The sequence below is a fragment of the Paenarthrobacter aromaticivorans genome, from assembly GCF_019038615.1.
Taxonomy (GTDB): domain Bacteria; phylum Actinomycetota; class Actinomycetes; order Actinomycetales; family Micrococcaceae; genus Arthrobacter; species Arthrobacter aromaticivorans.
Genome location: NZ_JAHOPC010000025.1, coordinates 1 through 22,659 on the forward strand (window position 1 = coordinate 1; position 22,659 = coordinate 22,659).

The 22,659-nt window shown below is 62.5% G+C and carries 23 protein-coding genes and 1 riboswitch; of the genes, 9 read left to right on the forward strand and 14 right to left on the reverse strand.

Annotation, left to right across the window (positions count from 1 at the left end; all coding sequences use genetic code 11):
- The first annotated feature begins 283 nt into the window (after nucleotides 1-283).
- On the forward strand, nucleotides 284-1,249 hold the full coding sequence (locus KSW38_RS22700; RefSeq protein ID WP_254186837.1) for a type IV toxin-antitoxin system AbiEi family antitoxin domain-containing protein: 966 nt from the start codon (nucleotides 284-286) through the stop codon (nucleotides 1,247-1,249).
- Between the two features lie 92 nt (nucleotides 1,250-1,341).
- On the opposite strand, the gene KSW38_RS22705 is transcribed toward KSW38_RS22700, so the two are convergent.
- Nucleotides 1,342-1,890, reverse strand: coding sequence for a COG4315 family predicted lipoprotein (locus KSW38_RS22705; RefSeq protein ID WP_216927487.1), 549 nt, complete (start codon nucleotides 1,888-1,890; stop codon nucleotides 1,342-1,344).
- 161 nt (nucleotides 1,891-2,051) lie between these two features.
- Between KSW38_RS22705 and KSW38_RS22710 the strand changes: the two genes are divergently transcribed.
- Together KSW38_RS22710 and KSW38_RS22715 are read left to right on the forward strand one after the other, a co-directional pair.
- Nucleotides 2,052-2,549, forward strand: a complete 498-nt coding sequence (locus tag KSW38_RS22710; RefSeq protein ID WP_216927490.1) for a sigma-70 family RNA polymerase sigma factor — start codon at nucleotides 2,052-2,054, stop codon at nucleotides 2,547-2,549.
- Complete coding sequence (locus KSW38_RS22715; protein ID WP_216927492.1) at nucleotides 2,546-3,220, forward strand: anti-sigma factor family protein; 675 nt, start codon at nucleotides 2,546-2,548, stop codon at nucleotides 3,218-3,220. The genes KSW38_RS22710 and KSW38_RS22715 overlap by 4 nt, the downstream gene beginning before the upstream one ends.
- Here KSW38_RS22715 and KSW38_RS22720 read toward each other — a convergent pair.
- The 4 genes from KSW38_RS22720 to KSW38_RS22735 all read right to left on the reverse strand — a co-directional run bounded on the left by KSW38_RS22720 (nucleotide 3,209) and on the right by KSW38_RS22735 (nucleotide 5,749).
- On the reverse strand, nucleotides 3,209-3,691 hold the full coding sequence (locus KSW38_RS22720) for a type II toxin-antitoxin system RatA family toxin (RefSeq protein WP_216927494.1): 483 nt from the start codon (nucleotides 3,689-3,691) through the stop codon (nucleotides 3,209-3,211). The genes KSW38_RS22715 and KSW38_RS22720 overlap by 12 nt on opposite strands.
- Nucleotides 3,692-4,075 (reverse strand): hypothetical protein, encoded by a 384-nt coding sequence (locus KSW38_RS22725; RefSeq protein ID WP_216927496.1) that lies wholly within the window; start codon nucleotides 4,073-4,075, stop codon nucleotides 3,692-3,694.
- 21 nt (nucleotides 4,076-4,096) lie between these two features.
- Entirely contained in the window at nucleotides 4,097-5,002 is a 906-nt protein-coding gene (trmB, locus tag KSW38_RS22730; protein WP_216927498.1) for a tRNA (guanosine(46)-N7)-methyltransferase TrmB, read from the reverse strand.
- Nucleotides 5,003-5,128: 126 nt separating this feature from the next.
- Nucleotides 5,129-5,749 (reverse strand): hypothetical protein, encoded by a 621-nt coding sequence (locus KSW38_RS22735; protein ID WP_216927500.1) that lies wholly within the window; start codon nucleotides 5,747-5,749, stop codon nucleotides 5,129-5,131.
- A 548-nt stretch (nucleotides 5,750-6,297) separates the two neighbouring features.
- Between KSW38_RS22735 and KSW38_RS22740 the strand changes: the two genes are divergently transcribed.
- Entirely contained in the window at nucleotides 6,298-7,605 is a 1,308-nt protein-coding gene (locus KSW38_RS22740) for an MFS transporter (protein WP_428982470.1), read from the forward strand.
- Between the two features lie 67 nt (nucleotides 7,606-7,672).
- Here KSW38_RS22740 and KSW38_RS22745 read toward each other — a convergent pair whose 3' ends face one another.
- Together KSW38_RS22745 and KSW38_RS22750 are read right to left on the reverse strand one after the other, a co-directional pair.
- Nucleotides 7,673-8,965: an MFS transporter gene (locus tag KSW38_RS22745; protein WP_216927502.1), complete on the reverse strand. Its 1,293-nt coding sequence runs from the start codon at nucleotides 8,963-8,965 to the stop codon at nucleotides 7,673-7,675.
- A gap of 31 nt (nucleotides 8,966-8,996) precedes the next feature.
- Nucleotides 8,997-10,214, reverse strand: a complete 1,218-nt coding sequence (locus KSW38_RS22750; protein WP_216927504.1) for a M20 metallopeptidase family protein — start codon at nucleotides 10,212-10,214, stop codon at nucleotides 8,997-8,999.
- A gap of 140 nt (nucleotides 10,215-10,354) precedes the next feature.
- Between KSW38_RS22750 and KSW38_RS22755 the strand changes: the two genes are divergently transcribed.
- Nucleotides 10,355-11,392, forward strand: a complete 1,038-nt coding sequence (locus KSW38_RS22755; protein ID WP_216927505.1) for an Lrp/AsnC family transcriptional regulator — start codon at nucleotides 10,355-10,357, stop codon at nucleotides 11,390-11,392.
- Between the two features lie 60 nt (nucleotides 11,393-11,452).
- Here the strand turns inward: KSW38_RS22755 and KSW38_RS22760 are convergent, their stop codons facing one another.
- On the reverse strand, nucleotides 11,453-12,205 hold the full coding sequence (locus KSW38_RS22760) for an SAM-dependent methyltransferase (protein WP_428982471.1): 753 nt from the start codon (nucleotides 12,203-12,205) through the stop codon (nucleotides 11,453-11,455).
- 159 nt (nucleotides 12,206-12,364) lie between these two features.
- On the opposite strand from KSW38_RS22760, the gene KSW38_RS22765 reads away from it, so the two are divergent.
- Entirely contained in the window at nucleotides 12,365-14,344 is a 1,980-nt protein-coding gene (locus KSW38_RS22765) for an FG-GAP-like repeat-containing protein (RefSeq protein ID WP_216927508.1), read from the forward strand.
- Here KSW38_RS22765 and soxR read toward each other — a convergent pair whose 3' ends face one another.
- Nucleotides 14,345-14,806: a redox-sensitive transcriptional activator SoxR gene (gene soxR, locus KSW38_RS22770; protein WP_216927510.1), complete on the reverse strand. Its 462-nt coding sequence runs from the start codon at nucleotides 14,804-14,806 to the stop codon at nucleotides 14,345-14,347.
- Nucleotides 14,807-14,874: 68 nt separating this feature from the next.
- Here soxR and KSW38_RS22775 point away from each other — a divergent pair, with 68 nt between their 5' ends.
- Together KSW38_RS22775 and KSW38_RS22780 are read left to right on the forward strand one after the other, a co-directional pair.
- Nucleotides 14,875-16,269: an MFS transporter gene (locus tag KSW38_RS22775; RefSeq protein WP_216927512.1), complete on the forward strand. Its 1,395-nt coding sequence runs from the start codon at nucleotides 14,875-14,877 to the stop codon at nucleotides 16,267-16,269.
- Between the two features lie 391 nt (nucleotides 16,270-16,660).
- Nucleotides 16,661-18,412 carry a DEAD/DEAH box helicase gene (locus KSW38_RS22780; protein ID WP_216927514.1) on the forward strand — a complete coding sequence of 584 codons (1,752 nt, stop codon included), beginning with the start codon at nucleotides 16,661-16,663 and terminating at the stop codon, nucleotides 18,410-18,412.
- Nucleotides 18,413-18,430: 18 nt separating this feature from the next.
- Here KSW38_RS22780 and KSW38_RS22785 read toward each other — a convergent pair whose 3' ends face one another.
- The 5 genes from KSW38_RS22785 to KSW38_RS22805 all read right to left on the reverse strand — a co-directional run bounded on the left by KSW38_RS22785 (nucleotide 18,431) and on the right by KSW38_RS22805 (nucleotide 21,791).
- The gene (locus KSW38_RS22785) at nucleotides 18,431-19,081 is read right to left on the reverse strand and encodes an MBL fold metallo-hydrolase (protein ID WP_216927516.1); all 651 of its coding nucleotides are present in this window, start codon (nucleotides 19,079-19,081) and stop codon (nucleotides 18,431-18,433) included.
- Nucleotides 19,082-19,090: 9 nt separating this feature from the next.
- Entirely contained in the window at nucleotides 19,091-20,098 is a 1,008-nt protein-coding gene (locus KSW38_RS22790) for an aldo/keto reductase (protein WP_216927520.1), read from the reverse strand.
- A 227-nt stretch (nucleotides 20,099-20,325) separates the two neighbouring features.
- Nucleotides 20,326-20,712, reverse strand: a complete 387-nt coding sequence (locus KSW38_RS22795; RefSeq protein WP_216927522.1) for a DMT family transporter — start codon at nucleotides 20,710-20,712, stop codon at nucleotides 20,326-20,328.
- A gap of 2 nt (nucleotides 20,713-20,714) precedes the next feature.
- On the reverse strand, nucleotides 20,715-21,029 hold the full coding sequence (locus tag KSW38_RS22800; protein WP_216927523.1) for a DMT family transporter: 315 nt from the start codon (nucleotides 21,027-21,029) through the stop codon (nucleotides 20,715-20,717).
- 9 nt (nucleotides 21,030-21,038) lie between these two features.
- A riboswitch (guanidine-III (ykkC-III) riboswitch) is annotated at nucleotides 21,039-21,104 on the reverse strand.
- A gap of 57 nt (nucleotides 21,105-21,161) precedes the next feature.
- A complete protein-coding gene (locus KSW38_RS22805) occupies nucleotides 21,162-21,791 on the reverse strand; it encodes a HutD/Ves family protein (RefSeq protein ID WP_216927525.1) in 630 nt (209 codons plus the stop codon).
- A 97-nt stretch (nucleotides 21,792-21,888) separates the two neighbouring features.
- Here KSW38_RS22805 and KSW38_RS22810 point away from each other — a divergent pair, with 97 nt between their 5' ends.
- A complete protein-coding gene (locus KSW38_RS22810; protein WP_216927527.1) occupies nucleotides 21,889-22,485 on the forward strand; it encodes a phosphoribosylanthranilate isomerase in 597 nt (198 codons plus the stop codon).
- Nucleotides 22,486-22,659: the final 174 nt, after the last annotated feature.

Below are 22,659 nucleotides of genomic sequence, written 5' to 3' on the forward strand. Positions count from 1 at the left end.
CGTCCACCACGGGCTAATCGAGCAGGCGCGCAGGCAACGACAACAAACCCTCGATGCCTGCTACGCCCGCAACCCTCACAGATACCGCCGCAGACCCACCGCGCCAGGAATACCACCCACCGCCGGAATCAACCACAAACAACCCACCCAGCTGTCACAAACAGCTTGATATATACCGACCTTCCCGCGAGTTCGCACTGTTTCCGCGGTTTCGCTGGTCGGATGTCCACATAGGCGGGCCATCCCCTTACGTCACTCAAGGCGCCGCGGCCATCCTGAACCGATGGAAATAGAATCCAACGCACCCGCACCCATGTCCGTCCGCGCCTTGCCTGAGCGTGGTTACATGTGGCGGACCGACGAATTGCTTCGCTTTGGGCACAGCAGCCGAAGCATCAAGGCATTGGTAGATGCCGGCCAACTGCACCGAATGAGGTATGGCTGCTACATAAGGTCCAGTACGTGGCAAGCGCAGGGTCCTCGGAGGCAGGCCATGGAGCGGATCATCGCACACGCCCATGGCACACTCACCACGTCTACGGGTGGCTTCGTCTACAGCCACCTTTCGGCTGCACGACTTCACGGTCTTTTCGTGTGGGGTGTGGACGACAAAGTCCACATCCTGCACCCCTCCAGGCCTTCTTCGGATCGGTGGGGCATGGACGTTCGGGGACACACGGGAATCTGCGATGAAGACGACGTCGCCACAGTTAGGGGACTACGGGCGACAACGCTGGAGCGCACCATAGCCGACTGTGCCATGATGCTCAGCTACCCCAAAGCACTGGTGATCATGGACCACGGCCTGCGGCTGGGTGCCGACGCCGCCCTGTTGGCCCGCATGGCAGCCGCATCCGCGGGAAAACGAGGTGTCCGAACCCTTCGGAAAGCTCTGGACAACGCGGACCCCAGCTCTGAGTCCGCCGGGGAAACGATGACCCGCAACCTCATACAAAGGCTGCGAATCAAACCTCCACAGCCACAGTTCGAGGTCCAGTCCCGCGTAGGTCTCTATCGCATGGACTTCGCATGGAAGGAGGAAAAGCTGGCATTGGAATTCGATGGACGGACCAAGTACTTCGACTTCAAACCCACCGACGAGGTCATCTTTGAAGAACGGCGCCGGGAGAAAGCCCTCATCGAGGAAGGCTGGCGGTTCATCAGGATCGAATGGAAGGACCTCTTTCAAGAGCGCGCGTTCAAAGAGCGCATCCTTCGAGCGTTGCGGGCTTCACCCCCGCAGGGCTGAGTTCGCGGGAACCCGTCACACTCGTAGGGAAACTTCCCTACGAAATGGCAGGATTCCCGCGAACCCGGTGAACGAGCCCGAAAATGAAGCCGTCAGTAGCCGGCTGCAGCGCCCTTGATCATCTCGCCGCTGGGGCTTACCAGGTACCAGACGTTCATCACGCCCTGGCCGTTGACATCGCCCGGAGCCTTGTCCTTGGCGTAGTAGTACAGCGGCATGCCGTTGAGGGTGACCTGCTTCTTCCCGTCAGGGGTCGCTATGGTTCCCACGGTGCCGCTGACGCCGTCAACGGTTGGCTTGTCCGACGTCGTCGTGAAAACGGGCCAAGCCGTGAGGCAGGCGCCGGTGCATGCGCTGGTTCCTGAGTCCTTGACGTCCTTGGTGAAGAAGTACAGGCTCATGCCCTTGCTGTCCACAACGATCTGCCCGGCGCTGGATGACGCTACTTTCATCTCTGCGCCCGCCGCCGCCGGGCTGGACATGGCATCCGTGCTTGGCGACATAGACGTAGGGGCCGTAGAGGAAGTGGCGGCTGTGGGCGCGGCAGAGGACGAGGTGCTTGTCCCGGGGCTTCCGGCGCAACCGGCAAGAGCCACGGCGAAAACCACGGCGCCGAGTCCAACGCTGAGTCTATTTCTCATGTTTAGCTCCTTTGACGGGCCGGCCGGGATGGGTCGGCGCTAACCCCTACGACGCCAGCAGGGGAAGAATGGTTCAAGGAACTGAACCTTTTCCCCGCGCGTGGCGTCGTATGGGGGTAGGGCAGGGTAGGGCAGCGGGAAACACAGCGAAGGAGGTGGCTATGCCGTTGGACGAGGACGTCGTTGCGGCAATCTACCGCGATCACGGCGTGGCCCTGAAACGCTTTGTGCTCAGCTGCACCTCGGACACGCACCAGGCCGACGACGTCGTGCAGGAGACCATCCTCAAGGTGTGGCAGCACGCGCCGCAGATTACAGGCAGCCTGCGCAGCTACCTCTTCCGGACTGCCCGAAACGTCATCATCGACAACTATCGGAAGTCCCAGCGTCGCCCTCTCGAGGCTGGCGAGCACGACCTTCCGGACCATGTTGCGACGGAGCGCGTTGATGAGCTACTGAATCGCGTCCTCATGGAAGAGGCGCTCCTGCGGCTCAGCCACGAACACCGCGAGGTCCTTGTGGCCCTGCACTACCAGCGGTTCACCGTCAGCGAGGCAGCACTGCAGCTGAACATCCCTGCCGGCACTGTGAAATCCCGGGCTTTCTATGCTGTGAAAGCCCTCCGAACGATCCTTGATGAAATGGGGGTGGAACGATGAACGGCAATCCCGTCCACCAACTGCTGGGCGCCTACCTGCTGGGCGGGCTCGACTCCGAGGAGGCTCGCACCTTTGAAGAGCACCTCGCCGGATGTGCTGCGTGCCGGCGCGAACTTGAGGAGTTGGAAAGCCTCCCCGCGTTGCTCGACGCCGTTCCTGCCTCCGACGCCGTCGCTCTCACCGCGACGGGCACCGCCGGTGCCCTGGCACCATTGGTACCGGGCCGGGAAGCACTGCCGCAGAAGATCCTGGTTGACCTTTCGGCTCGTAGGAAGAAATCACGACGCCGGTGGGCGGGTTTGGTGGGGGCAGTCGCCGCGGCGTGCCTGGCACTTGGATTCCTTGCCGGTCCACTCTTGAACCAGCCACCGAAACCCGATGCCAGCTACTCGGTACAGGCTGAAACAGGCCTGCAGCTGACAGTGGGCATGGTGAAGAAGGCCTGGGGCACGGAGCTTGAGGTGGAGGGCAAGAGCATGCCGCTCGAAGGAACTCTCTACTTATGGGTGAAGGGCAGGGATGGAGCGGAAGAGCGTACCTGCGGCTGGACGGCGACGCCGAGTGGTCGCATCAAGATCACTGGCGCTACGCCCGTGCAGCTTGGCGGCATAGCCGGTGTGGAGCTCCGGGATGAGGATGAAAAGACAGTGGCGTCGATTTCAGTCCCGTAGGTTTGCCCGCACCTCTGCTACGAGGGCCGGGTCCTCGCATGCCCGGGCAAACGCCTCTATTCTCCGTTCAATCTCGCGGCCCAACAGCCAGCTCCCGATCTTCTCTGCCAAAGGCTTTAGCGCAGCCGGGCGGCAGGAAAAGGTGTACTTCCAGACTGCCCGGGTGCCGCCGTCGTCGGGGGTGAACCGCCAGCCACCGCCGAAGTTCTCGAAGAACCAAGGCCCGGACACCATGGTCATTCCTACATTGCGGGGCGGGGTGTAGGAGACGTACTCACTAACCATCTTCAGCCCCATTCTGGAGATGGTTCGTGTACGTACCCCCTTGCCGGCTGCCTTGGCTCCGTCCACGAAGCTTTGCGCCGAAATGAACGGATCCCATCTGAGCCTGAATTCGCCAGTGGTCTGCGAAAGCGCGAAGGCTGTCTCGGCATCCAGGCGGATAAAACGTTCAGCGCGAACCTGCGGCATTCAGGACCCCTGCCCGGAACCGAGTACCAAGAGCACCATGAAGGCAACACCAAAAACGTTGATCGCCATGATCGCCAGGCCGATGATTCCGGTAACGCGTCCAGCATTCATACGCCCCGCACGGAAGACGGCAACAAGCCCACAGACGATCGCCACGATGGACAAGAGAACTGCAAGCGCGGCAAAGGCCAATGCGCCAATCCACCAAGCATCATTTCCCTGGTTGTATCGGCTGATCTGGGACGCGACTGCCGCAACGCCCAGGGGAATGCTGACCACCGCGGCCACTGGCGAAAGCACAGCCGAAACAATACTCGTGATGCCCGCACCCAACCCGGGTGTTCTGGACCGATGCTGGTACTCAACCGGTGGCTGGTAGCTCATGATTCCCCCAAAGTCCGTGCGCTAGATCTTGCGATACGTGAGGTCGAAAATCATTCGGCCGGCCTCGTGGGCCTTGTTTTCAAAGCTCGTGCGGATACGGCCCTCGAACCTGGGAGCCCAGCCGCCTTCCTCGTCCACGCCCTCATTCGGACCAGTGTGCTCGGTGCTGACGGGTGCGCGCCCTTCCCGCACCGGCGCCCCTCCCACAACAGACTCGACGCCGGATTGCCACACTTGCGTCAGCGGGCTCTCCTCGCCGCTGCGCTCGCCTTCGTGCATGTTTTCAAATTCCGTCGAGCCTGCCAGGACCTCGCGGACGTGCACTGCGTAATTGGACCAATCGGTGGCAATCCGCCAGTAGCCACCCTTTTCCAGGGCCTTGGCAGCTACGGAAGCGAAAGCCGGCTGGATCAGGCGGCGCTTATGGTGGCGTGCCTTGTGCCATGGATCGGGGAAGAATACCCACAGCTCACTGACTGAGCCCGCCGGAAGCATCGACTCCAAAACCTCGGGTGCGTTGGCTTCCACCACCCGAACGTTGGTCAGGCCACGGCTGTTGATCTTAATGATGGTGTTGGCCAGGCCGGGCGTGTAAACCTCGACGGCCAAGAAATCCTTGTCCGGATTCTGTTCGGCGGCATGGACCACGGCGTCACCCAAACCCGAACCGATCTCGACGATCAAGGGAGCTGTGCGCCCAAACACGGCCTCGGCGTCAAACGTGTAATCGGGGTGTACCGAAGTGTTGGCCACGTGACGCGGAACCTGGACAGCCCAGCGTTCGGCGTGTTCCTCCCACGCGGCCTGCCTGCGGCCCTGCAAACGGGTGCCGCGGCGCACGAAACTGACCGGACGGCCACCGTACGTTCCGAAGGAAGCCTGGCTGCCGGGCGTTACTGGTCGCGGGGAATCTGGGGTTTCACTCATCCATTCCAGAATACTTTGGTTCCGATGGACGCTTCGCAGAGGCGGTCGCCTGATGTGGCTCAGTAAGAAGTATTGAGGTGCATACAGGTGTCAAAAGGATTGCGCCTAGTAGCTCGACGCCGATGGCTAAGGAAGCTTCACGTAGCTGCCGAGGCTCTCCCAGGTCTGGGTCTCGTTGTTGAGAACCGTGGCTTCGTCACCGGTGCCTCTCACCTCTCTTAGACCATACTGATACCCGGTGATTGAGTACTCCTTGAGGCTTCCGTCTTTGGCGGTTTGCGGCTGAAGGAAGGCGACATATTCTTTGCCAACTTCGACGTCGATGTCGTCCGTGATCTTAGCCTGAACGTACTTCGCGTCAGTCGGTTTTTGGCCCCGGTTCAACTGAAGTATCTTTTCCCGCTGTGCTTGATTGAGGCTGTTCCAGTAGTCGTCGTAGGTGACAGTTCCGCCAACCCTTGAATAGTTCACTTGAGTGTCAGGCTCAAGGTCGCCCTTGTAGACCTCCCGGACGGACATCTTTCCAATAGTTTGCGGGAACACATACTGATCGGAAATCGGGCTGAACGATCGCCCGCTGTCGATGGAATCGATGTGTACACGAGCCACGGCGGGGTACTTGTCGAATCCGTAAAATGCATCCTTCGGTTCCCAAATAAAGTCAACGTCGGTGCCAGCTTGTTGTATCTGGTCAGGTGGAATGTTGGCGTATGCGTCATTCGGACTCGGAGGGGTGGCCTGCTCCACTTGCTGACTTGGTCCCGGGTCGAGAGGTTTAGTGATTCCCGGGGCGCAAGAGGACAGACTGATGAGTAGCAGCACGCCCGCCGTAACAGAAGCTCTTGACCTGTTCATTTCGTGGACGCTCTTCCTGGATTATGGGATTGACGGCCTGTCTGGCTTTTTGCCGCAGCGCCGGGCTGGACGGAAGAGGTGACTGGTCGGCTTTACGCAGAGTATAGGGCGCAAAGGTTTTGTCATTAAAAGTTAGTGTCTTCTTTCTTTCAAGTGCTCATCTTCTTTAGATTTGCATTGCATTCGCGCACTGTTTTGCAGGTTCTTTAAGATATCTAGAGTTTTTGCGTCACGTTTTGCGGGTGATCGCCACTAAAGCAAATTTCACGGCTCTCTGATGTGTCCGCTGAGACCGTCAAATCGCCTCTTTGGCAAGACCGTGAGAGCAACTTCGGCAACCACATGCGTGGCGGAGGCGGGTAAAACTGCTGCGGAGAGGCCGTCGCGGTCACATCACGCCCTTGAGCAGTAGATCGGACACGGCTGACAGAATAGGACGCGTGACCTCCTCGAACAGGCCCGGCGTCTCAGATGCAAGCGGCCCGGCAGAACCGATCCGCTATCAGGCCCTTCGCCCTGAGATCGCTGTCGACGCAGAGATCGACGACATCCCGGCGGCGGCCCCCACCCAGCTGCGCTCGCAACGAGGCCTGATCTACCTCGGCATCTGCCTAGTACTGATCGGCCTGAACCTTCGGACGGTCTTCTCGAGCTTCTCGGCCGTCCTTCCGGAAATAACGTCCGACGCCGGGCTGCCGGGCTGGGCAGTGGTGGTCCTGACCACCGTTCCCGTGACATTGCTGGGCGTTTTCGCACCTCTTGCCCCGGTACTGGCGAGACGTTTCGGGGCAGAACGGGTACTGCTCGGAGCGATGGCTGTCCTCACGGCCGGACTCCTGCTCAGGCCAACGGAGGTCCCCGGAGCAGGGCACCTTCCAACACTCCTTGCCGGCACGGCTGCGTGTGGAGCGGCCATCGCTCTCTGCAACGTACTCCTGCCGGGCGTCGTCAAGAGAGACTTCCCGCACAGGCTCGGGTTGATGGGCGGCCTGTACACCACGGCGATCTGCGCATCCGCAGCGCTCGGTGCAGGCTTCACGTATCCGGTTTTTGCGGCAACCGGCCAGTGGACTTCGGCGCTGTGGTCATGGGCGGTGCCTGCCGGCGTCGTGCTTTTGCTCTTCCTTCCACTGGCCATCCGCCAGCATCCCGTGCGGCACCAGGCGGTCCGCGGCGGCGTGAACGTGTGGCGATCCGCGGTGGCCTGGCAAGTCACGCTGTTCATGGTGCTGCAGGCCATGATGTCGTTCAGTGTTTTTGCGTGGCTTGCGCCGATCCTGAGGGACCGGGGCATCGAGGGTGGGACGGCTGGCCTGATTGTGTCGGTATCGATCGTGCTTCAGATGCTCGGTTCACTCTTTGCCCCTGCCTTGGCCACGCGATTCAAGGACCAAAGGATGATCAACACCGTGGTGGCCCTGATGACCGGCGGCGGTTTCGCCCTCAGCATCTTCGGGCCCACTGAGCTGATCTGGATCTGGACGGGGCTGCTGGGCCTTGGCCAGGGATCGCTCACCGCTGTGGCCCTCACCATGATCATGGTCCGCACCCGAGATGCCCACACAGCCGCCCACCTGTCCGGGATGATGCAGGGTGTCGGCTACGGAGTGGGCTCGGTGGGAACGTTGCTCGTGGGACAACTCCACCAAGCCACGGGTGGATTCACCGCCGCGGGCGTCCTGTTCCTGGTGGTCGGAGCGCTGGCGGCGTTCTTCGGCTACCGCGCGGGCCGCAACAAGTTCGTTTAAGCGCGTTGTGAGGCCCGCTCTACGCCCAAAGTACGAACTTAGGGCACAGAGCGGGCCTCGCAACGAGCTAGACCGTCAGGTCCTTGCCCTTGGTCTCGGGGATCGAGAAGGCGACGGCGATGCCGATCACCAACAGGATTACTGCGTACACGTTGAACAGGTACCCCTGGCCAATGCTGCCGAGCCAGGTCTGCAGGTACGGAGCCGTGCCACCGAAGGCCGCGACGCAGATGGAGTACGGCACGCCTACGCCCACAGTGCGAATGTGCGTCGGGAAGAGTTCGGCGTAGACGGCCGGGACAATCGATGCGCTACCAGCGATGAAGAACAGCATCACGGACATGGACACAGCCAGCTGCCACGGGGAGTCCTTCAGCAGCCACGTCATGGGGAAGTGCATGACCATGGCACCGATGGAGGAACCGATGAGCACCGGCTTGCGGCCGATCCGGTCCGACAGCTTGCCCCAGAAGGGGAGTGCGGCAATGAACACGACGTTGGCGATCACGCCGGCCCAAAGGGCAGCGCCCCGGTCCATCTTCAGCGTGGTGGCCGCGTAGCTCGGTGCCACGACACCCCAGATGTAGTAGACCACCGTGAGGCCAACGGTCAGGCCGATAACCTGCAGCGCCTGCTTGCGGTACTTGACGATCTGTGGCCACATCGGCAGGCGCTTTTCCTTGGGCGTCTCAGCCTCGAATGCGTGTGTCTCCTTCATCTTGGCCCGCATGAACAGCGCATAGATGCCCAGTGCGCCACCGATGAGGAACGGAATGCGCCAACCCCAGGCGCTCATGTCGTCCTTGGACAGGACAGCAGTGAGGATCGCGCCGAGCAGTGTTCCGGCCAGGATGCCGGCGGTGCCGGACGTGTAGATGAGCGTCGCCCAGAAACCGCGCTTTTCCTTGGGTGCCATCTCGGACAGGTACGTCTGCGACGACGGCAGTTCACCACCGTGGGCGAGGCCCTGGATGAGCCGGGCGAGCAGGAGCATCACGGATGCGAACGCGCCAACAGCCTGGAACGTCGGAGCGATGCCGATGAGGAGGCTACCGAGAGCTCCGAGGGCAACGGCTACCGTCATGGAGGTCTTGCGGCCAATGCGGTCGCCGATCCAGCCGAACACGAAACCGCCGAAGGGCCGAGCAACAAACCCGACGGCGAAGATCGCCAAGGTGGACAGCACGGCGGACGTAGGGTCGGCCTGGCTGAACAAAGCACTCGCGATGAACGGCGAGAACGTGGCGTAGATGGCCCAGTCGTACCATTCAACGGCGTTGCCGATGCCGGTTCCGACGAGCGTGCGCAGGTGGGACTTGTGGACCTTGACTTCGGTGGACGTTCCAACGGTGGCGGTCATGTGTTTCTCCAAGGTGGGGTAGGGCTGGGAGTTAGTTGGCGGCGAGGGCCGCGATGCGGGATACCGCGAGCTCTGCATACAGGGCAGCGCCGTCGGTGAGGACGCCGTCGTCGAACGTTGCGTAAGGCGAGTGGTTGAAGGGCGACGTCGCGTGGTCGGTGCCGGGGGCAACGGCACTGAGCCCTACGAATGTTCCCGGGACCTCGGCCAGCACCCGCGAGAAGTCCTCGGAACCACTCAGCGGAGTTGCCATCCGGGTCAGCCGGGACTCGCCGAACATACCGGCGATGACCTTCTCCGCCGTGGTGGTTTCGTCCTCGTCGTTGATGGTGAGGGGGTATTCCTGCTGGTAGTCCACATCAACCTCCAGGCCGTGGGCTGCAGCGATGCCTTGGAGCAGCTTGGGTACTACATCCATCATCTTCTGCCGTGACTCTTCCGAGAAGGTCCTGATGGTGGCTTCGATGCGGGCAGTTTCAGGGATGACATTCCGCTTGGTACCTGCGTGCAGGACGCCAACGGTGAGGACAACGGGATCGAACATGTTGAACTGCCGCGTGATCATGACCTGAAGGGCGGTGACCATTTCCGCTGCTGCGGTCACGGGGTCCTTGGCTGAATGTGGGGCAGAGCCATGCCCGCCGGCACCGAGCACGGTCACTACGAGCCCGTCGGAGGAACTGAGCATCACGCCGTTCTTGGTGACGAACTGGCCGTGGGGTTCCAGCGAGGAGAAGACGTGCATGCCGTAAGCCGTATCTGCCCGTCGCCCGGCAGCATCCAGGACGCCTTCGTTGATCATGTAGCTGGCGCCGTCGAAGCCTTCCTCGCCGGGCTGGAACATGAGTACGACGTCGCCGGCCAGCTTGTCGCGACGCTCAGCCAGCAGGGTAGCGGCTCCGGCGAGCATGGAGGTGTGGAGGTCGTGTCCGCAGGCGTGCATCGCTCCGTCTATACGGGACGTGTAATCCACGCCGGTTGTTTCCCGGACGGGAAGGCCGTCCATGTCTGCCCGCAATAACACCACCGGTTTCTCGGCCGAAGCGTAAACTGCACCACCGCGAAGAACCGCGGTGACCGACGTCGTGTCCTTGCCGAGTGTGATCTCGTACGGGAGTCCGTCCAACGCCTTGAGCACCTTTTCCTGGGTGCGGGGGAGCTGCAGGCCGATCTCCGGTTCACGGTGGAGGTCGTGGCGGAGGCGGACGATGTCGTGCTGCAGTTCCTTGGCGTCAGCGGCGATGGTCATGTGTTCTCCTGCTCTTGCTGGGTTATGGGTTCTTCTTGCAATTCTGTGGTGACTTGACTCACAATCCTGAAAACATCTGTAAAAATGCATGGAAACCCCAAAAACGCAGGATTCATGCACGGTTGAAGGAGAATGTACGCATGGAACTCAGCGAAGAGGATCTGCGCCTCATCAATGCCCTGCAGATTTCTCCTCGTATCAGCTGGTCCGATGCCGGCGAGGTCCTGGGCGTCCACGCCACAACCTTGGCCGCGCGCTGGGACCGCCTCAAGGCTGCCGGTGCGGCCTGGACTACGGCCCATCTCATGGGTGACCCGAAAAACATGTGCCTTGCCATGGTGGACATCGACTGCGAGATGGACCTCCGGCCGCAAGTCACGGCGGCCCTGGCAGAGCTCCCCGAGGTCATCACCATCGAAGAAGCGGCCAGCAACCGCGACCTGACACTCACCGTCATCACCCAGGACCTCGATCAGTTCAGCACCAGCCTGCTGCCGCGGCTCAAGGAAGTCCGCGGACTTACCAAGTACCACACCTCGCTCTGCACCCGGATCCACACCAGCGGCTACGCATGGCGGCTGAATGTGCTCACCAAGGGGGAACAGCAGGCGCTCCGGGCAATGGCTGGGCCCGAATCGGCCAACCCGTCTGCTCCCGACGCCATCGTCGTGCCGCTACCCGAGAGCCATCTGGCGCTGATCCCGCTCCTATCCCGGGATGGCCGGGCTTCTGCTGCTGAGATAGCCCGGGCTTTGGGGCGGCATCCCGCCACGGCGCAGCGTCAGCTGGGGCGGGTGCTGAACAGCAGAATGTTGTCCTTCCGCTGCGAAATAGCCCAAAAATTCTCCGGTTTTCCCATCACCGTCCAGTGGTTTGCGAACGTTCCGGCGGGCCAGCACGAAGCCGCCGCCACGGAACTGCGTTCCGTCAGGAATGTCAGGTTTTCAGCATCCACCACCGGCCGTACCAACTTCACCATGATCATGTGGTTGCGGTCGCTGGCCGAGATCATGGAAATGGAACTCGCCATCCAGCAGCGGATCCCGGGCATCGAGCTCGTGGAGAGCGTAGTTATGTTGAATACGGCCAAACGGGTTGGCTGGATGCTGAACCCGGATTCAACGGCCACAGGAACCGTGGTGGCACCATACGGGGAACTGCTGCCGGAAACAGCGTAAGTTTCTTGCTTGAGCTCACGACGACGGCGAGTCCGGCCTGGGTGCCGGTTCCCGCCAGTATCAGGGGTGCTTCGTGGCCCGTAGGACCGTGTCCAAAACGGTAGCCGTCCCGCCCTCTGGACCGGTGATGGTGCGTTCCCGCGAAGTCAGGACGTTGACGAACCACGGCTCGCGATCCAGGCGGAGCGATCCAGCCAACTGTTCCGGCGAGAAGAACATGCCCGTTTCACGGTGGTGGCTCCACGGAGCGAGCCCATGAGGGTGATGTCCTACCACCAGCAACGTGCCGCCCGGCGCTACTGCGGCTGCCGCTGAAGCTACGGAGTCGCGCCACGGCAGGAGGGGGCTGTGGAGGAACTGTGCTGAAACGAGGTCAAAGATGGGTTCCGGCTGCCAATCGGCCAGATCCTGTTGCTGCCAGGTAATCCGGTCAGCGTGACCGGATTCCTCTGCATGGGCTGCCGCACGTTCAAGCGCGACCGCCGAAACATCCATGCCGGTGACCATCCAGCCCTGCCCGGCGAGCCAGATGGCGTCTGCACCTTCACCGCAGCCAAGGTCCAAGGCCGTTCCCGCGTGGAGCCCGGCTACTTCGGCGACCAACTGTGGATTCGGGTTTCCGCTCCATACTTTTGGACGCTCCTTGTACATGCCGTCCCACATGTCGGCGGCGTTGTCGGCGTCTTCGTGAAGGTTGAGCCCGCCATGCCTCGGCCCGCTGTGGTCAGTGTCTTGATGGGTGTCCTGGTGAGTGCTGCCAGGGGTGTCATTCGTGGCGTGGGGAGTGCCGCCGTCGTGAGTGTGTTCAGCCATAAGCCAAGCGTGCCGTGAGCAGGCTACTAAAGGCAACGCCCGTTGCTGCTTCGGCAAAACACACATACGAACAAAATGATCTGGTTTTTCCATTTGATGGTGACTAGCGTTTGAGCCAAGCGCCGGACACAAGTCATTGGCGCATGAAACGGGGGATTCATGATGTTCCGGACGCTTACGTTCACTGCGCGTGCTGCCGTTGTGGCTTTGGCGGCGGCCTTTACGCTCATGGCTTCAGGGCTACCGGCCCAGGCCAATCCGCTAAAGCCCGACGCCGTCGCGGGAGCCACCGCGCCAACCATCAGTGCGCCAACTATCACCGCACCTATGGCGACTTTCGGGACGCCGTACAGGATCGAGGTTCCGAGCCCACACTTTGCTGAGGCAAGCCCGGATGGCCGCAAGCTTTTCACAGTGTCCGCATCCGGGGCTTTCGCCTCGATCGACGTGGCCACTAGTACTGTGACTGCGAGCATTGATGTTCGTGATGTTACTGCCATGAAGGTCAGCCCGGACGGCGGCAAGGTCTACCTGGCCACAAGCGAGTTCCAGGAACACTTCCTCACGGTCGTGGACACCGCCGCCATAACGGTCGTGGACATACCGGTGAGCGGCCCGGTCTTCAGCCTCGCATTTACCCCTGACGCGTCCAGCGTTTACGCGGCTGTGTACGGAACGCCGGCGGACACGGGCTCGACGCCGGGATCCGTTGCGGTCATCGATGTGGCGGCGGCGTCCGTGGTTTCCTCCATTCCCGTTGGTCGCGAGCCAACGCAGATTCTTGTGACGCCGGATGGGGCCAAGGTGTTCGCACTGAATCTCCTGGACCAATCGTTGTCCGCCATTGAGACGTCTACCAACACCGTGACCAGCACCATTCCGCTCGGCGGGACGTCAACCGGAGGGTCCATGTCCCCGGACGGATCCAAGCTGTATTACCCCAAGCTCGAAGGCGGCATCGCCATCGCAGGCGTCGCCACGGACACCGTGATCGGGGAAGTCATGACCGAATCCGTTGCCACTGCGCCAAGCTTCACTCCGGACGGATCCCGGGCATTCGTCGTGGACCAGAGTCCGAATGACAATTACGTTGCTGAAGTCGATCTGCAGGGGAATTCGCTGACACGGGTCAGTCTCGGTGAGGGCCCAGTCATGAACATGGGGCACCTCACGGTCCAGGTCAGTCCCGACGGTGCGCGGCTTTATGTGCTGGGCCACGACATCAACGTTCTCAGCCTGCCGACGCTCAAACCAGCAGGGGTCATCCTGTTGGAAGATGGGTTGCTTCCCCGTCAGCTGGTCATGCTCCCGGACGGATCCATGGGGTACGTCGTTCCGGGCAACCAGGGCGATTACGTCATGGCTGTTAGTACGGCGGATCCGGAGAATGTGTGGAAGGACTATAACTCCGATGGCGCCACGGATGTTCTGGCGAGGGACTCCGCCGGTGGGCTGTGGCTGTATCCCGGAAACGGCAACAGTGGCTGGCTGCCCCGCTCACAGGTTGGCTCCGGTTGGAACATCATGAACCTGTTGATGGCGTCAGGCGACTTTGACGGTGACCGCAAACCGGACGTCCTGGCACGCGACGAGGCTGGTGATTTGTGGCTGTATCCGGGCGACGGCAATTCTGGTTGGCTGCCCCGCTCCAAAGTCGGCGTCGGCTGGAACGCGATGACCGCCGTCGTTGCCCCAGGCGATTTTGATGACGATGGCAAAGCCGACGTCCTTGCCCGGGATAGTTCTGGTGACCTCTGGCTATACCCGGGGAACGGCTCAGGCGATTGGCTTCCCAGATCGAAGGTGGGCACGGGCTGGAACGTGATGACGGCCATCATGGGCCCCGGGAACCTGCGGAATCCGGGGCGCGACATCCTTGCCCGCGACACCTGGGGCACGCTGTTTCTTTACGAGCCCGACGGTTCGGGCGGTTGGTTTCCACCCTTGCTGGTTGGCATCGAGTGGAACGTCATGTCTGCCATCGTCACCCCGGGCGACTTCGACAGCGACGACGTGCCGGACATCCTGGCCCGCGACGCCAGCGGCACCCTGTGGCTTTACCCAGGACAGGGCTTCGGCGGATACTCGCCGCGGGTACAGGTGGGAGTGGGCTGGAATGTCATGACGGCGATCATCTAACTATCCTGGCTGGTTCCAGCGCTGTGCTCCCGCCCCGGTGGCCCCCAGTTCGTCGGCTGGATTCTGAAGCGTGCATGATTTCAGGCTCAGGCAACCACAACCGATGCAACCATCCAGATCGTTCCGCAGGTGTTGCAGGGCCGCGATCCGTTCGTCGAGTTCCTTGCGCCACCGCGACGATAACCGTGTCCAGTCCCGCTTGGTGGGAGTCCGTCCGTCCGGTAGGGAGTCGAGCGCCTCCCGGATGTCCTTCAGAGGAAGGCCAACTCTTTGCGATGTTTTGATGAAAGCCACCCGACGCAGCGTTTCGCGCCGGTACCGCCGCTGGTTGCCGGCCGTGCGTTCAGCTGTGATGAGCCCATTGCGTTCGTAGAAGTGAAGGGCCGACGCCGATACTCCGCTGCGTTCGGAAAGCTCACCGATGCTCAGGGGCCGGTGGGCGCTGCCGGGAACTTGTGGCATGGCTGGTCCTCCGGTGGTGGGCGTGGTGGATTGACCTCAACATTAGTTGAGGTTCTAGGGTAACGTCCATGACCTCTGATACTTCAACGGCCGGGATACTCCGCCGTCCATATCTGCTGGCCACCGTTGGTGCGTGTGCGCTCGTTTTCCTCAGCGCCTTCGAGTCCCTGGCGGTAACCACCATCATGCCGCTCGTCAGCCGGGACCTGGACGGAGCCACCCTTTACGCGCTGGCCTTCGCCGGTCCGTTGGCGACTGGTGTGATGGGCATGGTTGGGGCAGGTAATTGGTCCGATCGTCGTGGTCCTGCAGCGCCGCTGTATGCATCGGTGGCGCTGTTCGTTGCTGGGCTGCTGATCGCAGGAACAGCCGGGAGCATGGAGGTCCTGGTGCTCGGCCGGCTCGTGCAGGGACTTGGTGGCGGTGCCATGACCGTTGCCCTGTATGTCTTGGTGGCACGCGTCTACCCGCCGACTCTGCATCCGAAAATCTTCGCCGCGTTTGCCGCTTCCTGGGTGATCCCTTCACTCGTGGGCCCGTTCGCGGCGGGCATCGTGGCACAGCTCAGCAGTTGGCACTGGGTATTCCTGGGCGTGGTGGGGCTGGTTGTTCCCGCACTGCTGATGGTGGTTCCGGCTGTGCGGGGGATGGACTCGGAGCCCGTCACCGAAACCGTTCCGTGGGCGTTCGGACGCATGGGGTGGGCGGCACTGGCTGCCCTGACCGTCCTCGCACTGAACTTGTCAGCAGAGGTGCCGGGCGTGGGAGGGGTGATTGCCGTCGTCGCGCTTGTCCTTGCCGTGGTGGCGGTCAGGCCGTTGGTCCCGCGCGGAACACTGGTTGCCCGCCGAGGACTTCCCAGCGTGATCCTCACCCGCGGTTTGGCGTCGGCGGCGTTCTTCGGCGCGGAGGTCTACCTGCCGTACCTGCTGACCGAACAGTACGCCTTCACGCCGACGTTTGCCGGGCTCACGCTAACCGGCGCGGCGCTCGCATGGGCGGGAGCATCCGCTTTGCAGGGCCGGTTGGGTTCGAAACTGGCTGATGCCCTCGCCGTGAAGATTGGTGCCGCGCTGGTGCTGGTGGCAATCGTGCTGGCGCTGGTGACCGCGGCATTGGCACTGCCGGCAGCCATTGCTATTGGAGGTTGGATCCTTGCCGGCGGGGGCATGGGGCTCATGTACCCACGGCTGAGCGTCATGACGTTGGCCCTCTCGACTCCCGATAACCAAGGCTTCAACAGTGCAGCAATGTCCATCTCCGACTCCCTGGGCGGGGCGCTCGCCCTCGCCGCCACGGGACTCGTTTTTCAAGCATTTGCGACGACGAACCCGTTCGCGGGGGTCTTCGCACTGACGGCGGTGATCGCCGTCGTCGGGGTTGTCATAGCGCCACGGGTCGCCAGCCGGGCGGGCGCCTCGACAACGCGCGAAGCCCATCCTGAGCCCTCGCTCCATAAGTAGCCCGACGCTAGGTTGGTGTGCCGGCCGACTGCGGCGGTCCGTTCGACTTGTGGGGCCTGCTCTGCGCGCTATTTGGGCCCGGAAGCACGCAATCCGGGCCCCGCAACGCAGGCCTGCACCAGCCCGATGCAGGGCTGGACGCCGAACACTGCTAGAATGGGAACACTTGATGTGCGGTGACGCCCTGAAGCAGGTGGCCCAAAAGGCCACGTGACGGGGCATTTTTCATGTGAGAGGCACATCCTGCGTCGATGAACGCTTCCATTTGGTCCCGGCCAACGCTCCAGTAGCGAACCGGTAGACCACCTGACTTTTCCTCGGCGAACCCCTGGCCCAACCGGCGTCGGGGGCCGATGTCCGCAACTGGACACCGCCCGAAAGACATAAGTACATGACTACTTTTGCTGCCCTTGGCACGCCCAAGGCTATTGCTGATTCCCTCGCCGCAGACGGCATCGAAGAGGCATTCCCCATCCAGGTGAAGACCCTCCCGGATACGCTCGCAGGCCGCGACGTCCTGGGCCGAGGCCGCACCGGCTCCGGCAAGACCATCGCTTTCGCCATCCCTCTTGTGGCCCGCTTGGCCGAGCGTGAAGCTAAGCACTTCCGCAAGCCGGGCCGCCCCATGGGCCTCGTCCTTGCTCCGACGCGTGAACTCGCAACCCAGATCAACGCCACGATCGAACCGCTGGCCAAGGCCATGGGCCTGAACACCACGGTGATCTACGGCGGCATTTCCCAGGCACGCCAGGAAAAGGCGTTGCGCGCCGGCGTCGACATCGTCATCGCCTGCCCGGGCCGCCTCGAAGACCTGATCCGCCAGCGCATCCTGACCCTCGAAGCCGTTGAGGTCACCGTGCTGGACGAGGCAGATCACATGGCTGACCTCGGCTTCCTTCCGGTAGTCAAGAAGCTCATGGACATGACCCCCACGCAGGGTCAGCGACTGCTCTTCTCCGCGACGTTGGACAACGGTGTTGACAAGCTGGTCAACCGTTACCTCTCCAACCCGCTGACGCACTCCGTGGATGACCCGCAGGCTGCCGTCACCACTATGGAACACCACGTCCTGGTAGTTAACGATCAGACCGTCAAGAAGCAGCTCATCGTCGAACTGGCCTCCGGCGCTGGCCGCCGCGTCCTCTTCATGCGGACCAAGCACCACGCCCGCAAACTTGCCAAGACCCTCACGGACGCCGGCATCCCCGCCGTCGACCTTCACGGCAACCTGTCGCAGAACGCCCGCGACCGCAACTTGGCCGAGTTCTCCAACGGCGACGTTCGCGTCCTGGTGGCAACCGACGTCGCAGCCCGCGGCGTGCACGTGGATGACGTCGAACTCGTCATCCACGTTGATCCGCCCACAGAGCACAAGGCGTACCTCCACCGCTCAGGCCGCACGGCCCGTGCTGGCTCCGATGGCACCGTTGTCACGCTGACGCTCCCGGAGCAGCAGAGCGACGTCAAGAAGCTCATGAAGGCTGCCGGCGTCGACGTATCGTTCGAGCGCGTCACTGCCAACTCGCCGTTGGTCGCCGAACTCGTGGGCGACATCGCTGACAAGGTTGATCCCCGCACCCGTGCAGCGCTCCTCGCGGCGAAAGCCCCGCAGGGCGGCGGCACGTCCACTGGCGCCAACGCCCAGCGCAAGCGCGCACGCCGTACGGGCGGCCAGGCTGCACCCACCGCGGGTGGCCGTGGTGGTCGCGGCGGACGCGGCAAGGTGGCAGCTGAGCCGGTTCGCACCGACATCAACCGCGCCGATCGTCGCGCAGCAATGAACGACGACGTCGCCCGCAGCCCACGTGGTCGCGGCAAGGCTGGTGCCACTCACCGCAATGACGTTCCCGGCTCGCAGGGTCAGGGCGGCCGCAGCGGTCGTCCCGCTTCGGGCCAGCGTGCTGCTACTGGTGGCCAGCGCTCAGCTTCGGCCCCGCGCACGGCGTCCACCACGAGCACCCGTACTGGCGGAAACAAGGCTGTTTGGTCCTCGGCAACGGGCGCTACATCCGGCGGATCCTACGGTTCGGGCTCGGGTGCATCCGGCAACTCCGGTCGCGGGGGCTCCGGCGCCGGTCGTCCGGCGCGCAGTGGCCCGCGCCGTGCATCGGCACCGGCGTCGAACGAGCGTCGCGGCCGCTAACGCGCGGTCCGGCGGGGATCACCAGCCTCGGGCGCGCCACTCGTCAAGGTGTGGCCGCTCGGCTCCGAGCGTCGTGGGCAACCCATGGCCAGGGTGCACCACGGTCTCGTCCGGGTAGGCGTCGAACAGCCGCTCTTTCACGTCGTTCAATAGTGAAGTGAAACGTGAAGGATCGCCCTGTGTGTTGCCGACGCCTCCGGGAAACAACGAGTCCCCACTGAAAATGTGGGCAGGCCCATCCGGATCCTGGTAAACGAAAGCGATCGAGCCAGGGGTGTGTCCGCGCAAGTGGACCGACGTGATCTCTAAGTCACCGAAGCGCTCGACGTCGCCGTGACCAAGCCGGACATCCACAGGAACGGGCAGCGCATCGGCGTCGTCCGCTCCTGCAGAGGTGCTGGCGCCGGTCGCGGATACCAACTCACCCAAGGCACGGATGTGGTCCCAATGCTGGTGGGTAGTGGCGATTCGGACGAGCTTCGGCACTTCGGAAGTATCCGTTTCGCTGTCCTTCAGGAGTTGCTGAATGGCTGGAAGGTCGTCGGCGGCGTCGATCAACAGCTGCACGCCTGTGGACTTCGAGGTCAACAGATACACATTGTTGTTCATCTCGCTAACCGAAATGCTCCGGATGGTGACGTCACGCGATGAGTGAATAAGCGAATCCATCGGCTCAGTCTATGCAGTGGTCGTGTTGGCTTCGCGGCCTTGCGACACCCAGTTGGGATCGGCAGAACGCGAACCGACGACGGCGTCCGCGGCCTGGTCGAGCACCTCAAGTTGCGCTGTTCCCAGTTGCAGGGACAGCGCGCCAAGGTTCTCGTCAATACGGTGCGTTTTGCGCGTACCGGGGATGGGGACCACCGGCAGCCCAAGGCGCTTGCCTTGGGCGAACAGCCAAGCCAGTGCTACCTGGGCAGGAGTTGCACCCAGGTCATCGGCTACCTCGCGAACCGCGGCCACGACGGCCTGGTTCGCATCGAGGGCCTCGCCATCAAAGCGGGGAATCTTGTGGCGGAAGTCGTTTTCGCCCAAGTCGCTCGCGCTAATGGTTCCCGTGAGGAACCCTCGGCCGAGCGGCGAATATGGCACAAAGCCAACACCGAGTTCCTTCGCTGCAGGAACAACGTTTTGCTCAACATCCCTGCTCCATATTGACCATTCACTTTGGACCGCGGCAATGGGATGGACGGCGTTGGCCTGCCGAAGCTCCTCGGCTGTCACCTCAGACAGTCCCAGGTGCCGAACCTTGCCCTCTCGGACCAGCTCCGCCATGGCCTCCACGGTTTCCACTATCGGAACGCGGAGGTCACGGCGGTGCAGGTAGTAGAGGTCAATCACGTCAGTGTCCAGGCGGCGGAGGCTAGCTTCTGCCGCCTGCCTGACGTAGGGCGCATCGCCGCGAACTCCCGTGTACCCGTTCGCGGCGTTGCCCTCTATTCCGAATTTTGTTGCCAGCTGGATCTCGTCACGCCGGCCTTTCAGGAGCTGGCCCACCAACTCCTCGTTGCTTCCGGCGCCGTAAACATCTGCGGTGTCGATGAAAGTGATTCCCGCATCCACCGCATGCCTAAGGGTTTGCAGGGCTTCAGCGGGGTCGATTCCCCCATAAACCGGTGTCAGGGCCATGCCGCCAAAGCCGAGGGGGCTGACAGTAAGGCCATCGCCGAGTTGAACTGCAGTCATGAACTTCTCCCATGCGTGTTGGTATTCGAAGTGCCCTTTGGTGGCGTGAACTCCGCCGCGGGCTTTGGTATTCCTGCTGGTTCTTCGGGTGTGGCCGACGCTCCTTCCCAGTTGGTCCGGATAGCACCCGGCACGCCTGCATGCCCGCCCCTGTGATTTCGGGGTTTCTGCCGCTGGGCGAGGGGTGCCGGGGGAGGCAACTGGGAAGGAGCGTGGAAGAGTGCCGGCTACTCGGCCTTAGCCACAGGTTTCCCAGCAGGTAGGGCTTTCAAACCAGCAGCACAACCCACAATTCCGGCGATGAAGAGCAGCTTCAACGGACTCGCGGGTTCGACGCCGCTGAGCATGGCCCAGCCAACAGTGAGCGCCGCGCCGATTCCAACCCATACCGCGTATGCAGTGCCCAAGGGGATTCGTTTCACGGCGATCCCGAGTCCGAGCATGCTCAATGCTGCTGTCACCGCGAATACCAATGTGGGAATCAACTGGGTGAAGCCGTTGGAGAGTCCCAGAGCAGTGGCCCACACGGCTTCGAGGACGGCTGAAGACAGGAGAACCAGCCAGAAGACGCCGTTCTTCGCAGAGTTCTGGGTCGTGGTGGTTGTTGTGGCCATGGCTACGCCACCACCTTCAGGCCAACCACGCACGCGCCGATACCTGCGAGCAGCAGCAACCGGGCCGTCGTCGCGCGTTCCACCTTGGTGACCATGGCGTATGCCGAAGTCAGGACGACGCCGACACCCACCCACACCGCGTACGCCGTACCCGTGGGAATGGATTGCATGGCGATCGCGAGGCCGGCGGTGCTGGCGACGACGCTGACCAGGAAAATAACGGTGGGGACTGGCTTGCGGAAGCCCTTTGAGCGGTGAAGTGCAGCAGCCCAAACGGCCTCAAGGGCTCCGGAGAGAATGAGAATTAACCACGACATGACAGATCCTTTGGCCAGTCTTGTCGCGTGCCGGGTACTGAACCGTCGTCCGGAGGTTCCAGAGCGGAACCTTCATTTCAGGCTAGCAACTCCAGCAGACCGTGGCCACTTTGGGTGGCGAAAGTCACCAGCCTAGACGTTCGGGGAGTCCACTTTGTCGATGGAGATCACGGCAACAAAACCCCGGCCCGAGATCTCGGGGCTCCGCGTATCCGAGCCGACCACGGCGTCGTAGCGGTTCAGCTCCACCGGCTCGGCTGCGCTGGGAGCCGGGCTGGCGCCGTCGGACACATCCTCCGGATCCGCCCCAGGCGAGACCGTCGCTTTGCCTTCCAGGAGGACGGCCAACTGTCCCTCGAACACGGGGTGTGCGCGTTTCTTGGAGATCTCGACGATGGACGTGTACCCCTTGAACGCGCTGGCGCGAACGATGACGTTGAGGTCGCGGATATCCCCCGTGGGTAGCGTGGCTGACGACGCTGCCTCTCCCGAGAATCGGAACGGACGATACTTCTCGAGCGGGTGCTCTTCGCCGTCGATGGTCAGGAGCAGCAGCTCACCGTCAATGATGGTGATGACCCGTTCCATGCCGGGAAAATTGGAGAAGTCCCCGGCCTTGGAGACATCGGCGATGCTGACGCGCCAATCCCACGCGCCGTCCTGGGCCGAGGCGACTTTCGGGTGGCTGGCGAGTTCGCGCGTCACACCGCCTCCGTTACGCCACGGTTCGGGGTGGATGTCGGCAAAGCGGATGATCTCCATCCGACCAGCCTAGTGGTGGACACAGCTTCTGCGTTGTCATTGCGGCTTGCTAACGTCATATGTGGAAAACGTTTGTGGATACGGCTGGAGGCACGGAATGTTCGTCAAAGTGTGCGGTTTGAGCACGCCCGAATCCGTGCGCTCCGCCGTCGACGCCGGTGCGGATGCGGTCGGCTTCGTGCTGACTTCGAGCCCACGTGAAGTCAGTCCTGACCAGGTGCGTATCCTGCTGCCGCTGGTGCCCGCACATGTTAATGCTGTGGCTGTTTTCCGGCATGAGCCTGCCTCCGACGCCGTTTCTGTTGCGCGCGCCGCTGGACTCACATGGGTTCAGTTGCACGGCACTCGGACTGCCGAGGATGTCAAAACAGTGCACGACGCCGGTATGCGGCTCATCCGGGCCGTCACCATGGGTGCCGCGCCGGACCAGTTCAGCGATCTGGGCGAGGATCTGCTCTTGATCGATGCAGCCGTGCCGGGTTCGGGAGAGTCCTGGGACTACGGGTCAGTGCGTGCGAAGGGACTTGGCGGCCGGGAGTGGTTGCTCGCAGGCGGACTTGAACCCGGCAATGTTGCCTTCGCTGCCACTGCGGCGGATGCCTGGGGCGTGGACGTTTCCTCAGGTGTGGAGTCGTCCCGGGGAGTGAAGGACCTGGCGAAGATCCGCGCGTTCGTGGAAGCCGCAAAGGCCTGACGTTCTCTCACATCCAACGGCTTTTGGCGCGTTCCTCTCTCACGTCCAACGGCTTCCCTCTGCGTCAGGCTGGTTGTGAGTCAGGTGGTGTGTGACGAGAGCAGGAGTAGCCATGACTGTTGGCCCGAGAGGTATTAGCCGTGATGAGATCCGGGACATGGTGCATCAGTACTA

Coding starts and splice junctions, on each gene's coding strand:
- KSW38_RS22700 (WP_254186837.1), top strand. CDS start 284: ATGGAAATAGAATCCAACGCACCCGCACCCATGTCCGTCCGCGCCTTG.
- KSW38_RS22705 (WP_216927487.1), bottom strand. CDS start 1,890: ATGAGAAATAGACTCAGCGTTGGACTCGGCGCCGTGGTTTTCGCCGTG.
- KSW38_RS22710 (WP_216927490.1), top strand. CDS start 2,052: ATGCCGTTGGACGAGGACGTCGTTGCGGCAATCTACCGCGATCACGGC.
- KSW38_RS22715 (WP_216927492.1), top strand. CDS start 2,546: ATGAACGGCAATCCCGTCCACCAACTGCTGGGCGCCTACCTGCTGGGC.
- KSW38_RS22720 (WP_216927494.1), bottom strand. CDS start 3,691: ATGCCGCAGGTTCGCGCTGAACGTTTTATCCGCCTGGATGCCGAGACA.
- KSW38_RS22725 (WP_216927496.1), bottom strand. CDS start 4,075: ATGAGCTACCAGCCACCGGTTGAGTACCAGCATCGGTCCAGAACACCC.
- trmB (WP_216927498.1), bottom strand. CDS start 5,002: ATGAGTGAAACCCCAGATTCCCCGCGACCAGTAACGCCCGGCAGCCAG.
- KSW38_RS22745 (WP_216927502.1), bottom strand. CDS start 8,965: ATGACCGCCACCGTTGGAACGTCCACCGAAGTCAAGGTCCACAAGTCC.
- KSW38_RS22750 (WP_216927504.1), bottom strand. CDS start 10,214: ATGACCATCGCCGCTGACGCCAAGGAACTGCAGCACGACATCGTCCGC.
- KSW38_RS22755 (WP_216927505.1), top strand. CDS start 10,355: ATGGAACTCAGCGAAGAGGATCTGCGCCTCATCAATGCCCTGCAGATT.
- KSW38_RS22760 (WP_428982471.1), bottom strand. CDS start 12,205: ATGGCTGAACACACTCACGACGGCGGCACTCCCCACGCCACGAATGAC.
- KSW38_RS22765 (WP_216927508.1), top strand. CDS start 12,365: ATGATGTTCCGGACGCTTACGTTCACTGCGCGTGCTGCCGTTGTGGCT.
- soxR (WP_216927510.1), bottom strand. CDS start 14,806: ATGCCACAAGTTCCCGGCAGCGCCCACCGGCCCCTGAGCATCGGTGAG.
- KSW38_RS22775 (WP_216927512.1), top strand. CDS start 14,875: ATGACCTCTGATACTTCAACGGCCGGGATACTCCGCCGTCCATATCTG.
- KSW38_RS22780 (WP_216927514.1), top strand. CDS start 16,661: ATGACTACTTTTGCTGCCCTTGGCACGCCCAAGGCTATTGCTGATTCC.
- KSW38_RS22785 (WP_216927516.1), bottom strand. CDS start 19,081: ATGGATTCGCTTATTCACTCATCGCGTGACGTCACCATCCGGAGCATT.
- KSW38_RS22790 (WP_216927520.1), bottom strand. CDS start 20,098: ATGACTGCAGTTCAACTCGGCGATGGCCTTACTGTCAGCCCCCTCGGC.
- KSW38_RS22795 (WP_216927522.1), bottom strand. CDS start 20,712: ATGGCCACAACAACCACCACGACCCAGAACTCTGCGAAGAACGGCGTC.
- KSW38_RS22800 (WP_216927523.1), bottom strand. CDS start 21,029: ATGTCGTGGTTAATTCTCATTCTCTCCGGAGCCCTTGAGGCCGTTTGG.
- KSW38_RS22805 (WP_216927525.1), bottom strand. CDS start 21,791: ATGGAGATCATCCGCTTTGCCGACATCCACCCCGAACCGTGGCGTAAC.
- KSW38_RS22810 (WP_216927527.1), top strand. CDS start 21,889: ATGTTCGTCAAAGTGTGCGGTTTGAGCACGCCCGAATCCGTGCGCTCC.